The organism is Bacillus sp. B25(2016b), from assembly GCF_001679765.1.
Classification (GTDB): Bacteria; Bacillota; Bacilli; order Bacillales; family Bacillaceae_G; genus Bacillus_A; species Bacillus_A thuringiensis_K.
Genome location: NZ_CP016285.1, coordinates 1,701,686 through 1,718,868 on the forward strand (window position 1 = coordinate 1,701,686; position 17,183 = coordinate 1,718,868).

Here is a 17,183-nt window from a genome sequence, read left to right on the forward strand (position 1 = left end):
AATAAATTGGGAGTTTATGGTGTGATGACGTAGGGAAACATAATAAATTAAAGGGTCAATTTTGAAATTTATGTGAACATAAAGCCGATAATCCAGCATATTAATTGATGGAATTGCATTTGTATGATATATAATATATTGGGATTACAACATAACCATAGTGTTTTGATGTGTAATCTTGTTTTTTATTTTTGTTAACTGATAGAAAATAGTATAAAGAAAAGAAAATGGGATTCATTTTCTTATTATATATGTTTTGATATGAACGTTAACTTATACATGATTTTAAAAATTAGATAGGTGGTAGAAATACATTGGCAACTACAAAACCATACAGAGTATTACTATATTACATGTACACAACAATTGAAAACCCAGAAGAATTCGCGGCAGAGCATTTAGCATTTTGTAATTCACTTGAATTAAAAGGAAGAATTCTTGTAGCAAAAGAAGGTATTAACGGAACTTGTTCTGGAACTGTAGAACAAACAGAGAAATACATGGAAGCAATGAACAATGATCCACGTTTTGACGGTATCGTATTTAAAATAGATGAAGCTGATGGTCATGCATTCAAGAAAATGCACGTGCGTCCTCGTCCAGAGTTAGTTACACTTCGTCTAGAAGATGACATTAACCCACACGAAATAACTGGGAAGTATTTAGAGCCAAAAGATTTTTATGAAGCAATGAAACAAGAAGATACAGTTATCATTGATGCACGAAATGATTATGAGTTTGATTTAGGCCACTTCAAAGGTGCGATTAAACCTGATATCGAATCATTCCGTGAATTACCAGATTGGATTCGTGAAAATAAAGAAGTACTTGAAGGTAAAAAGATTTTAACTTATTGTACAGGCGGAATTCGTTGTGAGAAGTTTTCTGGCTGGTTAGTTCGTGAAGGCTATGAAGATGTAAGTCAGCTTCACGGCGGAATTGTAACGTACGGAAAAGATCCAGAGGTACAAGGTGAGCTTTGGGATGGACAATGTTACGTGTTCGATGAGCGTATCGCTGTACCAGTAAACCAAAAAGAACATGTTATCGTTGGTAAAGACCACTTTACAGGTGAACCTTGTGAGCGCTATGTAAACTGTTCAAATCCAGAATGTAATAAGAAAATTTTATGTTCTGAAGAAAACGAAGCGAAATATTTACGTGCATGTTCTCATGAATGTCGTGTAAGTCCACGTAACCGCTACGTAATACAACATGAATTAACGGAAGAGCAAGTAGCTGCTGCATTAGAGCAAATCGAAGCAGGGAAGTAAGAGGAAAAAGGCTAATCTAAATTTTATTTTGGATTAGCCTTTTTCATATTCGATTCTTTTTTGTCGTTTTTTGTCGGTAAGTCGATATGTTTAAATAATCGCTGATATATTTTGATTTGCGTCGATATAATTTGAAAATCGCTGATATATTTCGAGTTGCGCCGATATAATTTGAAAATCGCTGATAAAAATTTCACTTACTGAATTGTACTACGTATTTGTAGTTTAAAAATAATCTTCTTTACTTCTTATCGTCTTTCTCTCTCACAGCAGAAAGTACAGTTTGTTTTACCCAAGCTTTTCTTCGTTTATGTTGTAGACCCCATTGGTATAAACTTTGGGCTCCTAAAATAAGTGAAATGACAATACCGCTAATCGCAATTAATAGAGCGAAAAATTCAAGAGGTGACGATATTTTGTTTGAATCGGTGTTTCTTAAAAGGTCAATCATAGTAAACCCTAACATTTGGCCCACTACAGAGTAGAGCGTTAAAATTAATAATAAAAGGCTATCTTTTTTAGAGGCGACGTTTTCTTGATATTTAAACAAACTATCAAGATTTTGTTTCGCGTTCGAGTATAGAACCTCAATATTAAAAAGTTTTCTTAAGCGGAAGAAAATATCTTCACTCTGTGATTGGGATACTAATTCTAAAGAAAAATAATTAGCAGTGAACGAATTGATCGAATAAATTAATTTCTCTATTTCATTAGTATCTTGTTCAATATTTAGCTCAGCATAGGCGTTTGCCATTTTTAATAAAACAATTTTATGGAATAGATTTAATAATAAAGCGTAATAAAATTCCCCATACATTTGACTAGCAAGTTTAGCAATTTCGCGTTCTCCTTCATTTGTTACACATGTAAAAATGTGTTCTTCCATTATGAAATAACGATTTGGAGCCCACCTCTGGTAAGCGTGTTTTTTTAAATAGTCATGAATGTAAGGAAGGTTATTTGCACTCACATATGGCTTACCATCACTTGTTAATCCGGAAAGACTAGAAGTACGATAAACATCCACTTCATTAAGTTCCATACCTTCTTTTAGTGACAATAAAGTTTGAACGTACATTCTTTGGTCTTCAAAGAATGGGAAGGTTTGAAAGTATGAACTTCTTAATCTCTTCTTTTCAAAGAAATCAGTTACGCCATGAAATAAATAACCAAAAATGAATTTTTCAACTTGGGAATACTTTTTTCCGTTACATTCAATACAAATAGTCTCATTTGTATCATTTTTAGTTTCAAGTACACGGAAGCGGGCAGCGAATTCGATTGCTTCAGATAAAGTCATGTTTGGAGCAGTGTTTACTTCTGTTCGAATTGTTAAGAAGCCAAGTTCATAAGGACAAAGTGTTACATCAATAGAGTGTATATTAAATTGGATTGAAGTAAGGTTTGTTGTTAAATGTCCAGTTAAGTTAAGGTCCTTTGAATAACGTTGCAAGCCCTTTTGATGCTCTGAGTGAGGAAAGAGAATTTTATTGGTAAATGAAAGATAGTATGCTTCCATATTTTGATGTGAAACTTTAAACTCCCCATAATATGTATTTTCATCATCGAGATGATCGAGCCGAAAAGGACGAAAATCGTTTTTTTTGTAAGAAAGGGAACATCTCTTGTTCATATCCAGCTTTAAACGAAAACGGGAATATAAATTGAAATATAGCTGTTGCTACATCTTTTTCCTCAATTGCTTGTATTGCCTCCATCTACATTGTTTCCTTTCCATATATGCTATAGAAACAACATGCCCAAATTTATTTGAAAATAACCACTGTTTTACACTCGATTGAGAGTGAAAATTCAGCTTATTTAGCAGAGGACATGTATAATGTTATGTATACTAAAAGTTATAAAATTGTATTTTGAAGAGGGGGATGCTGTATGCGGATTTTAGTATTAGGCGCTGGTGGAGTCGGAGGATTTTTTGGTGGCAGATTAGTCGAAAAGGGAGAAGATGTTACATTTCTTGTTCGTAATAAACGAAAAAAACAATTAGAGGAAAGAGGACTTGTAATCCGAAGTGTTAACGGGGATTTTTCCTTTCAACCGAAATTAATAACGAAGGAAGAGAGAACTTCTCCATTTGATGTCATTTTATTTTCAACAAAAGCGTATCACTTAAACGAGGCAATTCAAGATTTGAAGCCGTTTGTTGGCGAAGGTACTGTAATCATTCCATTGTTAAATGGTATCGCTCATTTATCACTATTACAAAAAGAATTCGGCGAAGAAAAAGTAATTGGCGGTTTATGCTTTATCGAGACGACGTTAAACGATCAAGGAGAAATTGTACAAACTAGCGCTGCCAACAGACTTGTGTTTGGAGAAATTAAGTCTCAAAATTCAGAGAGAGTAAAGCATATTTCTAAAGCATTTGCAGGTACGAAATCTAGTTTTGTTTTAAGTGAAAATATTACGCAAGATATGTGGCATAAATATTTATTTATTACTGTAATGTCCGGTGTGACAACGTTAATGCGTGCACCAATTGGACCAATTCGTGAAAGTGAAGGCGGCCGTGATTTTATCCGTAATGTGTTTGAGGAATCTGTACAAATCATGAGAGTATTAGGAGCTCCAATAAAGGTTAATATTGCCCAGGAACATATGAAAACGATTGATAAAATTTCGTATGATATGAAGTCATCGATGCAACGTGATATGGAGAAGGGTTCGTTTATTGAAGGGAAGCACTTGCAAGGATATTTACTGGATGTAGCAGAGCAATTTTCTATAACGGCACCATTATTAAGCACTATATATCAAAATTTAAAGGTGTATGAAGAGATGACCTTTAACAGATCTGTAATAGAATTAGATGTATGAAAAAATAAAAAAGATAGCAATATATAAGTGTATTGCTATCTTTTTTATTTTTTTTATGACAAATTATTTATTTCTTTTCGTTCTATCTGTCAAATTTATTTCCTGTTCACGTTTACCATATAACTGATTAATTTCATTTGCTACTGCATCTAAATATGAATCGGAAAAAATAGGCTTCTTTTCTTTAGACATAGGGGTCTCCTTTGCGGATTTTTTAGTATTCATTATGTATATTTCTCAGTGGATTATGCACAATCATTTTAATTTTTTTCTTATTAAAAATTTTTGTTTACTTTTTGAAAATAAAGGAGTATTATAATCCACAGTTTCAATTTTCTAAATCGCTGAAACCGCATGGTACGGGGGACCCGTTTTTACGGATTAGTACATAATCCGATGGGGTGAATCCTTAAAAAAGGTAGGGCTACTCATAGGCCCGAATCCGACAGCTAACCTCGTAAGCGTTATATTGAGAAGGAAGGTGGAGCTTGTGCGACAAAAAAAATAATGTCTACAAGTCTATTTCGCTATGGCTTGTAGACATTTTTTGTTTTCTGAGGAAATAGTTTACTGGCTGCAACAAGCAGAAAAGTTCGTACAAAATTATTGGAGAGTGGACAGCATTGGTTTCATCTATTAAAAGATTTTTAATTGGAAGACCGTTAAAATCAACGGAGCTTGGAGAACAAAAGCTTAATAAAACGAAAGCTTTAGCTATTTTATCTTCTGACGCATTGTCATCAGTTGCTTACGGTCCAGAGCAAATTTTAATTGCTTTAGCAGGTGTTGGAGCGATCGCTTATTGGTATTCCATTCCGATCGCTGTTGGGGTATTAGTATTATTGACAGCCCTTATTTTATCTTATCGTCAAATTATTTTTGCTTATCCGCATGGCGGGGGAGCGTATGTTGTATCAAAAGAAAATTTAGGGATGAATCCAGGCTTAATTGCTGGAGGATCTTTATTAGTTGACTATATTTTAACTGTTGCGGTAAGTGTGTCCGCTGGTACAGATGCAATTACGTCTGCGTTTCCTAGCTTACATGCACACAACGTAATTATTGCGGTTATATTTGTTATATTAATTACGATATTAAATTTAAGGGGAGTAACGGAATCAGCTTCCGTTTTAGCATATCCTGTTTATTTATTCGTTTTAGCACTATTTATATTAATTGGTGTGGGCATATATAATATTTTAACTGGTCATGTTTCACCCACTTTACATGCGCCAATTGGTACACCAGTTGCAGGGATTAGTTTATTTTTATTACTAAGAGCATTTGCATCAGGTAGTTCTGCTTTAACAGGTGTTGAAGCAATTTCAAATGCAATTCCGAACTTTAAAGATCCTGCGCCAAACAATGCTGCAAAAACATTGCTTGCAATGGGTGCATTACTTGCTGTGTTATTTTCAGGAATTGTATTTTTAGCTTATTATTACGGAGTGACTCCGAGTAAAGAAGTAACAGTTGTTTCTCAAATTGCTGAACAAACATTTGGACGTAATTTCATGTACTATTTCATACAAGGTACAACAGCTTTAATATTAATTCTTGCTGCTAATACAGGTTATTCTGCATTTCCTTTATTAGCGGTTAACCTTGCAAAAGATAAATTCATACCGAGAATGTTTACGATTAGAGGAGACCGCCTAGGTTACTCAAACGGTATTATTATACTTGGAGTTGCTTCGATTATTTTAATTGTAGCTTTCCAAGGACAAACAGAACATTTAATTCCACTATATGCAGTAGGTGTATTTATTCCATTTACACTTTCTCAAACAGGGATGGTATTAAAATGGCTTCGCGAAAAGCCTGAAGGATGGGCTTTAAGATTAACGGTTAATTTAATTGGTGCAGTTATTAGTTTTATCGTAATGAGCATGTTCTTTTTAACTAAATTTGCACAAGTTTGGTCGATTCTTATTTTCTTACCAGTTATTATCTTCTTATTCCATCGAATTAAGAAGCATTATGATGCAGTGGGTGATCAATTAAGTTTAAAAACTTGCGAACCTCTTATTCCAATTGAGGGGAATGTAATTGTCGTTCCTGTAGCAGGTATGACGCATGTAGTAGAAAATTCATTGAACTATGCAAAATCTCTTTCGGCAGATCAAGTTATCGCAGTATATGTTGCTTTTGACAGAGAAGAGGAAAAGAAATTTGAAGAGAAATGGAAGAAGTGGCAACCTGAAGTAAGGCTTGTTACATTACATTCTCATTATAGAAGTATTATTCAGCCGCTAACAAAGTTCATTGATACAGTGCAATATAAGGCAAATGAATCGAATTACCGCGTTACGGTCGTTATACCACAGTTCATTCCGAAAAAAGGTTGGCATAACATTCTTCATAATCAATCCAGTTTACTCATACGTGCGTATTTACTTTATAAAAGAAATGTTGTTATTACGACAGTTCCATATCATTTAAAAAAATAAGAAGATTTTTAAGGATAGCTTTGTGAAAATGAAGCTATCCTTTTTGTGTATATGCTATGCATAATTGCATATGGGATTAAAAATTATACTAATATAACTTCATTGGTTATTTGAAAGTAGTGTTTTCTGTTGTGATATGTAGATATTTCAATCGATAAAGTGAATCGGATTATATTTTGAAATAAGGACATGAAAGCTTGAAAATAAAGGGAATGAAAATACTTCTTTACGATATATAAACAGCTGTGTTTAAATGACCTTACAGTACAAAACTTATATGAAAACAAAATGAAATTTCATATTTACGTATGTTGTTTAGTTTAAAATGAATAATATTTTTATGTAATATATTCACTGTGTGAATGTGGGAATTTCGATGAAATAGAAAATTTATACAATATTATTCATACTAAACACATATGAAAAATAATAAAATGTTTTGTGACGATAAGTAAGTAATGTAGCAATACGAGAGAGGTGGTTCATGCATAGATCACGTTGAGAACGTTCTCTATTTTAACCATCTCAAATTATGGGCAAGAAAATAGAATAATAAAATGCGATAGTAATAGTTGCTAATACATAGGAGGAGTTAAAGTGAAAAAGACTTTAATTACAGGGTTATTGGTTACAGCAGTATCTACGAGTTGCTTCATTCCTGTAAGCGCTTACGCTAAGGAGGGGCAAACGGAAGTGAAAACAGTATATGCGCAAAATGTAATTGCTCCAAATACATTATCCAATTCAATTAGAATGTTAGGATCACAATCACCGCTTATTCAAGCATACGGATTAATTATTTTGCAACAGCCAGACATTAAGGTGAATGCGATGAGTAGCTTAACGAATCATCAAAAGTTTGCAAAGGCGAATGTACGAGAGTGGATTGATGAATATAATCCGAAGCTAATTGACTTAAATCAAGAGATGATGAGATACAGCACTAGATTCAATAGCTATTATAGTAAGCTCTATGAACTAGCAGGAAACGTAAATGAAGATCAGCAAGCAAAAGTAGATTTTATGAGTGCATATGGAAAATTACAATTGCAAGTACAGAGCATCCAAGAGAGTATGGAGCAAGATTTATTAGAGTTAAATCGATTTAAAACAGTATTAGACAAAGATAGTAACAACTTATCAATTAAAGCCGATGAAGCAATAAAAACACTGCAAGGATCAAGTGGAGATATTGTGAAATTAAGAGAAGATATTAAAAGAATTCAAGGGGAAATTCAAGCTGAACTAACTACTATTTTGAATAGACCTCAAGAAATCATTAAAGGTTCTATTAATATCGGTAAACAAGTATTTACAATCACAAATCAAACTGCACAAACGAAAACAATCGATTTTGTTTCTATTGGTACTTTAAGTAATGAAATTGTAAATGCTGCAGATAGTCAAACGAGGGAAGCAGCTCTTCGCATTCAACAAAAGCAAAAAGAGTTATTGCCACTTATTCAAAAGTTATCACAAACTGAAGCAGAGGCGACTCAAATTACATTCGTTGAAGATCAAGTAAATAGCTTTACAGAATTAATTGATCGTCAAATTACAACTTTAGAAACGTTATTAACCGATTGGAAAGTTTTAAATAATAATATGATTCAAATTCAAACAAATGTTGAAGAAGGCACGTATACAGACAGTAGTTTACTTCAAAAACATTTTAATCAAATTAAAAAAGTAAGTGATGAAATGAATAAGCAAACAAATCAATTTGAAGATTACGTTACAAACGTTGAAGTACATTAAATAGAAAAATAATTAGCGATATAGGGAGAGAAGAAAAATGACAAAAAAACCATATAAAGTAATGGCTCTATCAGCACTTATGGCAGTATTTGCAGCAGGAAATATTATGCCGGCTCATACGTATGCAGCTGAAAGTACAGTGAAACAAGCTCCAGTTCATGCGGTAGCAAAAGCTTATAATGACTATGAAGAATATTCATTAGGACCAGAAGGCTTGAAAGATGCAATGGAAAGAACAGGTTCAAATGCTTTAGTAATGGATCTGTATGCTTTAACAATTATTAAACAAGGTAATGTTAACTTTGGAAATGTATCGACTGTTGATGCAGCTTTAAAAGGAAAAGTGATTCAGCACCAAGATACAGCTAGAGGAAATGCGAAGCAATGGTTAGATGTATTAAAGCCACAGCTTATTTCAACGAATCAAAACATCATTAACTACAATACGAAATTCCAAAACTATTATGATACTTTAGTTGCTGCGGTAGATGCAAAAGATAAAACGACTCTTACGAAAGGCCTAACTAGATTATCAAGTAGTATTAATGAAAATAAAGCGCAAGTGGATCAGTTAGTAGAAGACTTGAAGAAATTCCGAAATAAAATGACGTCGGATACGCAAAACTTCAAGGGTGATGCAAATCAAATTACATCTATATTAGCTAGTCAAGATGCAGGAATTCCGCTTCTGCAAAATCAAATTACAACGTACAATGAAGCAATTAGTAAATATAATGCAATTATTATCGGTTCATCTGTTGCGACAGCTCTAGGACCAATTGCAATTATTGGTGGTGCAGTAGTTATTGCTACGGGCGCAGGAACACCGCTAGGAGTAGCATTAATTGCAGGTGGTGCAGCAGCTGTAGGCGGTGGTACAGCTGGAATTGTATTAGCGAAGAAAGAGCTTGATAATGCACAAGCAGAAATTCAAAAGATAACAGGACAAGTTACAACTGCGCAATTAGAAGTAGCTGGATTAACGAACATTAAAACACAAACAGAGTATTTAACAAATACAATTGATACTGCAATTACAGCGTTACAAAATATTTCAAACCAATGGTATACAATGGGATCAAAATACAATTCTCTACTTCAAAATGTGGATTCAATTAGTCCAAACGACCTTGTTTTCATTAAAGAAGATTTAAATATTGCGAAAGATAGCTGGAAAAACATTAAAGACTATGCAGAAAAGATTTATGCTGAAGATATTAAAGTAGTAGATACGAAAAAAGCATAATCGAATACGAATCGTTAGAGCGTTAAGTGTTGATGAATGATTTGAAGCTCCTGTTCAGTTGTGAGCAGGAGCTTTTGATATCCTTATAAAGAGAATAGGTGAAAAATATGCAGAAAAGATTTTATAAAAAATGTCTTTTAGCGGTAATGATTGCTGGGGTGGCAACTAGTAACGCATTTCCTTTACATCCTTTTGCAGCAGAACAAAATGTAAAGGTGCTACAAGAAAATGTGAAAAACTATTCTCTTGGACCAGCTGGATTCCAAGATGTAATGGCACAAACGACATCAAGTATATTTGCAATGGATTCATATGCAAAATTAATTCAAAATCAACAAGAGACGGATTTAAGTAAAATAAGTTCGATTAACAGTGAATTTAAAGGGAATATGATTCAGCATCAAAGAGATGCAAAAATTAATGCGGCATATTGGTTAAATAATATGAAGCCTCAAATTATGAAAACGGATCAAAATATTATTAATTACAATAATACGTTTCAATCGTATTATAATGACATGTTAATAGCGATTGATCAAAAGGATAGCGGAAAATTAAAAGCTGATTTAGAAAAGTTGTATGCGGATATTGTAAAGAATCAAAGTGAGGTAGATGTATTATTAGGGAATTTGAAAGCTTTTCGCGATAGAATGGCGAAAGATACAAATAGTTTCAAAGAGGATACAAATCAGTTAACAGCGATATTGGCAAGTACGAATGCTGGTATTCCAGCTCTAGAGCAACAAATAAATACATATAACGATTCGATTAAAAAGAGTAATGATATGGTCATTGCTGGTGGCGTACTTTGCGTAGCGCTAATAACATGTCTTGCTGGCGGGCCGATGATTGCGGTTGCAAAAAAAGATATCGCAAATGCAGAAAGAGAGATAGCTAATTTAAAAGATAGAATTTCAGGAGCACAAGCAGAAATCGTAATTTTGACTGATGTAAAAAATAAAACAACAAACATGACGGAAACAATTGATGCAGCAATTACAGCACTACAAAACATATCAAATCAATGGTATACAGTAGGTGCAAAATATAATAATTTACTACAAAACGTAAAAGGAATTAGTCCGGAAGAGTTTACGTTTATAAAAGAAGATTTACATACAGCGAAAGATAGCTGGAAAGATGTAAAGGATTATACAGAAAAATTACATGAAGGTGTGGCAAAGTAAACAGTGGGCTAGTTCCGCTGTTTATTTTTTATTCCGTTTTTTTTTGTGAGAGTTGAACTTGTAATTTTATATATAAGTTTTCATGTGTTTTATCCATGTGTGTATAAAAATCTTTTCGTTATCCCTTCCTTGGATAGAATCCATTTTTATATAGATTTTTTACTGAATTTTTAAAAAATAAATTTTACGGCTTGATAATTCATTTGGTATGATTTAATATTGTATCAAATGATATGTTTATCTATCAAAAATTACTTTGTAAAGAGAATGGAGTGATTGAGGATGTTAAACGCCACATTGAAAAGATTGGGAAGAAATGAGTGAGCTTTCACAATAAAGAACTCTATAACTTTATGTAGTGTTTGATGCCCTTTGATTAGAGTTTTAAAAAAACAAACCAATATTAATTGAATCAAAGTTTAGAAATTAAATATATGAGTAGTAGAAAAAAGCCATTAGTTGTTATCATGTCTTGATGAAAAACATAAAAAATAGGCAAGAAAAATTCTGAGAAAACCTGTTCAGAAAGTATGGTATGAAAGCAAGTTAGTGATGGGAATTCAAAACCAATTTGATAAAAGTGAGGTAAATAATATGACTTTTGAAGAAAAATTACAAGCATATGCAGAACTTACGGTGAAAATCGGTGTGAATATTCAACCAGGGCAATACTTATTAGTCAATACATCAGTGGATGCATTGGATTTCGCCCGTATAGTTGTGAAAGAGGCTTATAAGGCTGGAGCAGGGCGTGTTCATGTTAATTTTTCGGATGAAGAAATGGAACGTGCTTACTTTGATTATGCCTCAGATGAAGAATTTAATCGCTTCCCAGAGTGGATAGTCAAAATGAATGATGAGCTGATCGAACGTAAAGGAGCATTATTAATGATAGATGCTACAGATCCTGATAAATTTACAGGTATTTCATCTGATCGTCTAGCTACCTATCAAAAGGTAGCAGGAGCTGCTCTGAGCAACAATCGCAACGCCGTAATGAAGGATTCAGTAGCTTGGTCGATGGTAGCAGTTCCTTCACCAAAGTGGGCATCGAAGGTGTTCCCGGATTTAGCAGCTGAGGATCAAGTACCAGCATTATGGGAGGCTATTTTTAAAGCTGTTCGTATTGGTGAAGGCAGTGCTATTGAAAAATGGCGTGAACATGTAAAAAATTTAGAATCTCGAGCGATCCTACTGAACAATAAAAAATATATAAAGCTTCACTATACAGCGCCAGGTACTGATTTAACAATTGCATTAGCACCACAGCATAAATGGATTACTGGAGGTGGTAAAACTCCTGATGATACTATCTTTATGGCTAATATGCCGACCGAAGAGGTGTATACGTTACCGATGAAACAAGGTGTAAATGGCTATGTAAGCAATACAAAACCATTAGTTTATCAAGGGAATATTATCGACGGCTTTAAACTGACATTTGAAGAAGGAAAAATTGTTAAAGCTGAAGCACAGGTAGGACATGATTTATTACAGGAGCTTATTAATGTGGATGAAGGTTCTGGTTATTTAGGTGAGGTAGCACTTGTACCACATGAATCACCAATTTCAGCATCGGGAATTTTATATTTTAATACATTGTTTGATGAAAATGCATCGAACCATTTAGCGATTGGTAAAGCTTATCCAACTTGCTTAGAGGATGGAAGAGATTTAGAAAACGATCAGCTTGAAACGTTAGGTGCAAATATTTCAGTAACACATGAGGACTTTATGATTGGCAGCAGTGAGATGGACATCGACGGTATTCTACCAGATGGAACTGTAGAACCAATTTTCCGTAAAGGTAGCTGGGCATTTTAAGTTTTTAATTTGAAGAAAGGAGTAGAGTGGATGAAACGGTTACTAAGCATAATTAGTGCAACTATATAGGGGGTTCATCTGCTTCTGCTTAGGCTGAAAACTACCTCTTTAATTAGACGTAAAATACATTCAAAGGAGATAGACCAATGAATTTCTGGGAAGTTGTTTTGATAGTTGTGAATTTTAGTCTATTGAGTTGGATACTGTTAGTAGGAAGAGAAACGAAAAAGTGGTCTAAATTAGCTACTTTGATTGCCGTTGTAATGGTTACAGTTCAGCTATTGGCAGAAGGTTTTAGATGGCAGATGATTCCGGCATATGTATCCCCGGTTATCTTAATTTTATGTTATTTATTAACGGGGCGGAAAAAGGGCTTTAGAAGTTGGGGTATATTCATAGTTAAGACCTCGTTGCTATGTATCTATTTGTCTGTAGCAGTGGCGCTACCCTTACTTATGCCAGTATTTTCATTTGAAGAACCAACCGGCCCACATAGGATCGGTACGAAGGTATATCATTGGATTGATCATCAGAGAAATGAACCATATTCGAAAAATCCAACCGATCGGCGCGAACTGATGGTGCAAATTTGGTATCCTGCAGCTGAAAAAAGTAAGGGGGATCCAGAACCTTATATTCGTAACATAAATGAGCTTTCCAAGGGATTGGAAAAAACATTGTCCATTCCTGCATTTGCATTCAGCCACATGGAATTGGTAAAATCTCATTCGTTTATGGATTTACAACTCTCAGATTCAGAGAATCATTATCCCATATTACTTTTCTCTCATGGTTTTAATGGTTTTCGTAATCAAAACACGTTTCAAGTTGAGGAGTTGGCTAGTCAAGGATATATTGTTCTAAGTATCGATCATACCTTTGATGCTGCAGCTACCGTCTTTCCAGATGGTCGAACTGCTTACGTACAGCCCATCAATTTAACTGATGAAGGGGATAGCCACATAAAATTATGGGAAGAAGATGTCAGCTTTGTCCTTAATCAGATAGAGAAACTTAATCAAAACGATGAGACCGGCTTCTTTACAGGAAGAATGGATACTTCGCGAATTGGAATGTTTGGTCACTCTTACGGTGGAGCTACCGCAGCACAAATACTTGCAAAAGATTCTCGTGTCAAAGCAGCTATCAATATGGATGGTACATTGTATGGAGAAATTTTTCCTGAAAGTGGAATTGGAAAACCATTTCTACTCATGAGTGCAGAAGAGCCTGATGAAGCAGATCCCTATGAAGTGAGGGAGAGATATGGACGTGGGTTAGCTGGTGGTGGTATGTCAATGGTCATACCTCATACGGATCATACAAGCCTCACTGATTTACATTTGTTCTCCCCTCTGTTGCAGAGCCCAGGTGAAAATCCAAAGGAAGTTCATCGTATTATCAACGAATTCAGCCTGGCATTTTTTGACCAGTATGTAAAACAGAAGGATGACGACTCAACCCTTAAAAGGGTGATGACCAAATACCCGGAAGTGAATTTTAAAGTAAACCGATAACTTTATGCAGAAAGAAGCTTCATTATAAAACATTCAGTAATTAAATGAAGTGCAAACGGATTTAATAAAAGTAGAAAAATTAATGTAAGTATTAATGCGTCATGAAAAATAGTTTGAAAAACCTAGATAAGGTAATCAATTTCTCTACTAAGAAAGCGATTCGAACCATTTCCTTTGGTTCTTGTATTTATTACATTAAATAATTTAATTTCTTCATCGTTATCTAAATAATGAAATGCTAAAAATGAAACATTCAAAGTACTATCAGTTTCAGTAATATAATTCTTTTTGAAAAGCTACATTCAGCATCTGGACACTTTATTTGAGATTGTTTATTATAATATCAAATGATATATTTATCTATCAAAAATGACGAATTTATACAGAAAAAGGGAGAGATTGACGATGAAGAAAGACTTGTCAGCGTTGAAGGAAGCGAGATTTAATGCAATTCTTGATTCGGCTACTATATTGCTTGTTGAAAATCCTACTGCTTCGATGAATGAAATTGCGGAATATGCGGGAATTGGAATTGCTACGCTCCATCGCTACGTCGAAAGCAGGGAGAAATTGATGCTGTTCTTGGGCCATCGGGCTATCCAACTGGTAAGTGATACCGTAAACCAGATTCCACTGGAGGAGGAAAGGATCGAAAACTATATCCCTGAACTCATTGAAGCATTAATCCCTTTAGGTGACAAAATCTATTTTCTAGGTCATGATGCATCTGTATTTAACAACAAAGAATTAGGTGAAGCAGAAGAGAAACTGAGGGAACCCTTACGACGCGTTATTGAATTGTTACAACAAAGAGGTTACTTTCAGCAAACGGTTAGTAGCGAATGGATTTTGAATACGCTTTATGCTCTGCTTTTCCATACCTGGGAACAGGTACATGAAGGAAATGTGGCTAAAAAATCTGCCGCAGAACTTGTTTTAAACACATTTTATTATGGTTTCAAAGCTAAGGATGAGTTGAGAGGGGAGTGAACCGATTCAAATCCATGATAATTAATATCAATAATATAGAAAGTGAAAAGGAGCAATAGGAAATGAATCAAATCTCTATTGTAAAGGCTGTTCATCAATCCATGGTCGGCTCCCAGCTAAATGTAATGGCATTGGAATACATGGCATTTCCGCTTGCAGGATCTGAGGATAAGAACACAGTCGAAGGGACATTTTGTAGGCTATGGCGGCAGGGGAACAACCGTTTTAGTCATCAATACGCCTATGAAGCTCAAATGGACGGGAAAACTTTAGGGATGATTACTTGCTATCCCATACCCGTTTTAAATCGTCTTGCCTGGCCCACTTTTAAACAGCTGCTTTCGTCCCGAAAGCTAGGTTTTGTTGTTTATAACATTCTGAATTTCAAAATGCTTTATTCCATGTTTACCTTGAAGGAGGGAGAAGATGACGAGTTTCACATCGGAACAATTGCCTTACTGCCTGAAAGTCGAGGATTAGGGATAGGTACCAGACTAATTGAGTTTGCCGAGGAACAAGCCTCGCTGCAAGGTTTTTCTAAATGCTCTCTAACGGTAAAGAAAGAGAACCAACTTGCCATTAAATTGTATCAGAGGATAGGCTACCAGATTACAGGCGAAATCAATAAACCAAAGTTATCGTTGTACAGAATGGTCAAAAACGTAGAATCTTACAACCATTTATAAAAAAGTTGTACAGTATTAGGGTACCGCCACACATCCATCAACTTAAGGTATATTTTTAAACAAAATGCGGTCTTTCCATATAGTTTTTTATTATCTTTTGTAGATTTTATAAAAGCGGGCATATCAAATAAACCCTGACGGGTTTCAATTTTTTACTATGCTACCTGATGAGTAGAAGTGGTATACTCATAAACAACACCCAAAATATCAAAGACTGTCTTTTTCTCGTATCGATGAGATTTTCGTCCGTTGTGCTGTAGGAGGTTAAACAGACGAAGGAGAACCTTTGATAATTCTTGGGTGTTTTTGTGTAATGCTTGGTAAAAAAGTGAAAAATAATCCTTAATTATGTACATCGCTTTATATTCACTTAGCTCTTTCTGTTTCTTACGTAATAGGAGTTCTCGCATTTTAAACATAGTAGAAGAACATAATAGAATACTAATGAGTTGCCCATAAAGATGACATTCTAATCGCTCTTGTTTAATAGATTTACAACGATGAATTTGAAACCAAGATTTCCATATTTTAAATAACAGCTCAATTTGCCAACGTAATGAATATAAATCATAGATTTTCTCTTTTGGTACCCATTCCGTAGGAATGTTTGTCATATATACCGTAATACCTTGTAAAAGCTTTGTACGCTCTGTATATGTAATTCCTTTTTTCTTTTCACGAATAGCTCGGTCACGTAGGCGTTTCTGTTTTTGCTCCTCGGTACACCTATAAACTACAATACGAGTAGGCAATTTGTCCTTACTCCCTACATATACATCGTGTAATTCATACACTTGGCCAGGTTGTAGCTGTTTCATAATGTCTTCCAAATGAATTTGTATATATACTGGTTTCAATTGAGAGGGTTTTGTTTTAAATACCACTGTTTCGAACTCTTTTCTATATATTTTAGTTGGTAACTTAAGACGAGATAAATAATACCCCTGCTTGTCTTGAATAGACTTAAAGTCTTGTAGACGAAAATATCCTAAGTCACGAATATACAGCTCATTCTTTTGTATCATGCCTGTTCGAGTCGCACCATACGCCTGATCACTTCGTTTTCCTGGTTCAATTTTCACATCAGAAAATTCCCCACTCAACAAGTCATACTCTAGTTGAATTTTCACACCAGCTTTATGACTACATCCTCCGGCACCAGGATAGGTAGATGCGAATCGATCTGGAACCTGAAAGGTTGTAGAATCAAGGATGCGAATGCGCTCAAAGTAGGAAGAAAGAGAATGAGAAATCTTAGATACGCCTCCAATTTTAGCTTGTAGAAGTGTAGTAAATACAGTTCGAAAGAAGGCTACAGAAGCAGAGTTAAATCGCCGATTAAGTCCTTCCGGACTTAATAAAACTCCTGTTGAAGTTTCTAATTGACTACATAGTTGAGTAAGAGAGGTAGTA

12 protein-coding genes, 1 pseudogene and 1 riboswitch are annotated in these 17,183 nt (G+C 34.6%); of the genes and pseudogenes, 10 read left to right on the forward strand and 3 right to left on the reverse strand.

Going from position 1 to position 17,183, the window contains the following annotated elements; translation table 11 throughout:
* Positions 1 to 314: 314 nt before the first annotated feature.
* Positions 315 to 1,274: an oxygen-dependent tRNA uridine(34) hydroxylase TrhO gene (trhO, locus tag BAQ53_RS08800; RefSeq protein ID WP_000246214.1), complete on the forward strand. Its 960-nt coding sequence runs from the start codon at positions 315 to 317 to the stop codon at positions 1,272 to 1,274.
* Positions 1,275 to 1,515: 241 nt separating this feature from the next.
* Here trhO and BAQ53_RS08805 read toward each other — a convergent pair.
* Positions 1,516 to 2,992 (reverse strand): annotated as a pseudogene (locus BAQ53_RS08805) (hypothetical protein).
* A 175-nt stretch (positions 2,993 to 3,167) separates the two neighbouring features.
* On the opposite strand from BAQ53_RS08805, the gene panE reads away from it, so the two are divergent.
* Positions 3,168 to 4,112, forward strand: coding sequence for a 2-dehydropantoate 2-reductase (gene panE, locus BAQ53_RS08810; RefSeq protein WP_061884003.1), 945 nt, complete (start codon positions 3,168 to 3,170; stop codon positions 4,110 to 4,112).
* A gap of 63 nt (positions 4,113 to 4,175) precedes the next feature.
* Here the strand turns inward: panE and BAQ53_RS26370 are convergent, their stop codons facing one another.
* Complete coding sequence (locus tag BAQ53_RS26370; RefSeq protein WP_000031873.1) at positions 4,176 to 4,304, reverse strand: hypothetical protein; 129 nt, start codon at positions 4,302 to 4,304, stop codon at positions 4,176 to 4,178.
* A 140-nt stretch (positions 4,305 to 4,444) separates the two neighbouring features.
* Positions 4,445 to 4,591, forward strand: a riboswitch (cyclic di-AMP (ydaO/yuaA leader).
* A gap of 144 nt (positions 4,592 to 4,735) precedes the next feature.
* Here BAQ53_RS26370 and BAQ53_RS08815 point away from each other — a divergent pair.
* The 8 genes from BAQ53_RS08815 to BAQ53_RS08850 all read left to right on the forward strand — a co-directional run bounded on the left by BAQ53_RS08815 (position 4,736) and on the right by BAQ53_RS08850 (position 15,770).
* Complete coding sequence (locus BAQ53_RS08815; protein WP_208906732.1) at positions 4,736 to 6,562, forward strand: APC family permease; 1,827 nt, start codon at positions 4,736 to 4,738, stop codon at positions 6,560 to 6,562.
* A gap of 597 nt (positions 6,563 to 7,159) precedes the next feature.
* The gene (gene nheA / locus BAQ53_RS08820; protein WP_061884005.1) at positions 7,160 to 8,320 is read left to right on the forward strand and encodes a non-hemolytic enterotoxin NHE subunit A; all 1,161 of its coding nucleotides are present in this window, start codon (positions 7,160 to 7,162) and stop codon (positions 8,318 to 8,320) included.
* A 37-nt stretch (positions 8,321 to 8,357) separates the two neighbouring features.
* On the forward strand, positions 8,358 to 9,566 hold the full coding sequence (nheB, locus tag BAQ53_RS08825; RefSeq protein WP_000162982.1) for a non-hemolytic enterotoxin NHE subunit B: 1,209 nt from the start codon (positions 8,358 to 8,360) through the stop codon (positions 9,564 to 9,566).
* 107 nt (positions 9,567 to 9,673) lie between these two features.
* A complete protein-coding gene (nheC, locus tag BAQ53_RS08830; RefSeq protein ID WP_208906733.1) occupies positions 9,674 to 10,753 on the forward strand; it encodes a non-hemolytic enterotoxin NHE subunit C in 1,080 nt (359 codons plus the stop codon).
* Positions 10,754 to 11,347: 594 nt separating this feature from the next.
* Positions 11,348 to 12,577: an aminopeptidase gene (locus BAQ53_RS08835; protein WP_208906734.1), complete on the forward strand. Its 1,230-nt coding sequence runs from the start codon at positions 11,348 to 11,350 to the stop codon at positions 12,575 to 12,577.
* A gap of 146 nt (positions 12,578 to 12,723) precedes the next feature.
* Positions 12,724 to 14,094 carry an alpha/beta hydrolase family protein gene (locus BAQ53_RS08840; protein WP_208906735.1) on the forward strand — a complete coding sequence of 457 codons (1,371 nt, stop codon included), beginning with the start codon at positions 12,724 to 12,726 and terminating at the stop codon, positions 14,092 to 14,094.
* Between the two features lie 405 nt (positions 14,095 to 14,499).
* Positions 14,500 to 15,084, forward strand: coding sequence for a TetR/AcrR family transcriptional regulator (locus tag BAQ53_RS08845; RefSeq protein WP_000710983.1), 585 nt, complete (start codon positions 14,500 to 14,502; stop codon positions 15,082 to 15,084).
* Positions 15,085 to 15,146: 62 nt separating this feature from the next.
* A complete protein-coding gene (locus tag BAQ53_RS08850; protein WP_208906736.1) occupies positions 15,147 to 15,770 on the forward strand; it encodes a GNAT family N-acetyltransferase in 624 nt (207 codons plus the stop codon).
* Between the two features lie 155 nt (positions 15,771 to 15,925).
* Here the strand turns inward: BAQ53_RS08850 and BAQ53_RS08855 are convergent.
* Positions 15,926 to 17,183 (reverse strand): IS4 family transposase (locus BAQ53_RS08855; protein WP_208906737.1); only part of this gene is annotated, 1,258 nt, incomplete at its 5' end.

Bases quoted from the DNA above. Each gene is read 5' to 3' on its own strand.
- BAQ53_RS08850 (WP_208906736.1), top strand. From the start codon at position 15,147: ATGAATCAAATCTCTATTGTAAAGGCTGTTCATCAATCCATGGTCGGC.
- BAQ53_RS08845 (WP_000710983.1), top strand. From the start codon at position 14,500: ATGAAGAAAGACTTGTCAGCGTTGAAGGAAGCGAGATTTAATGCAATT.
- BAQ53_RS08835 (WP_208906734.1), top strand. From the start codon at position 11,348: ATGACTTTTGAAGAAAAATTACAAGCATATGCAGAACTTACGGTGAAA.
- nheB (WP_000162982.1), top strand. From the start codon at position 8,358: ATGACAAAAAAACCATATAAAGTAATGGCTCTATCAGCACTTATGGCA.
- nheC (WP_208906733.1), top strand. From the start codon at position 9,674: ATGCAGAAAAGATTTTATAAAAAATGTCTTTTAGCGGTAATGATTGCT.
- panE (WP_061884003.1), top strand. From the start codon at position 3,168: ATGCGGATTTTAGTATTAGGCGCTGGTGGAGTCGGAGGATTTTTTGGT.
- BAQ53_RS08840 (WP_208906735.1), top strand. From the start codon at position 12,724: ATGAATTTCTGGGAAGTTGTTTTGATAGTTGTGAATTTTAGTCTATTG.
- BAQ53_RS26370 (WP_000031873.1), bottom strand. From the start codon at position 4,304: ATGTCTAAAGAAAAGAAGCCTATTTTTTCCGATTCATATTTAGATGCA.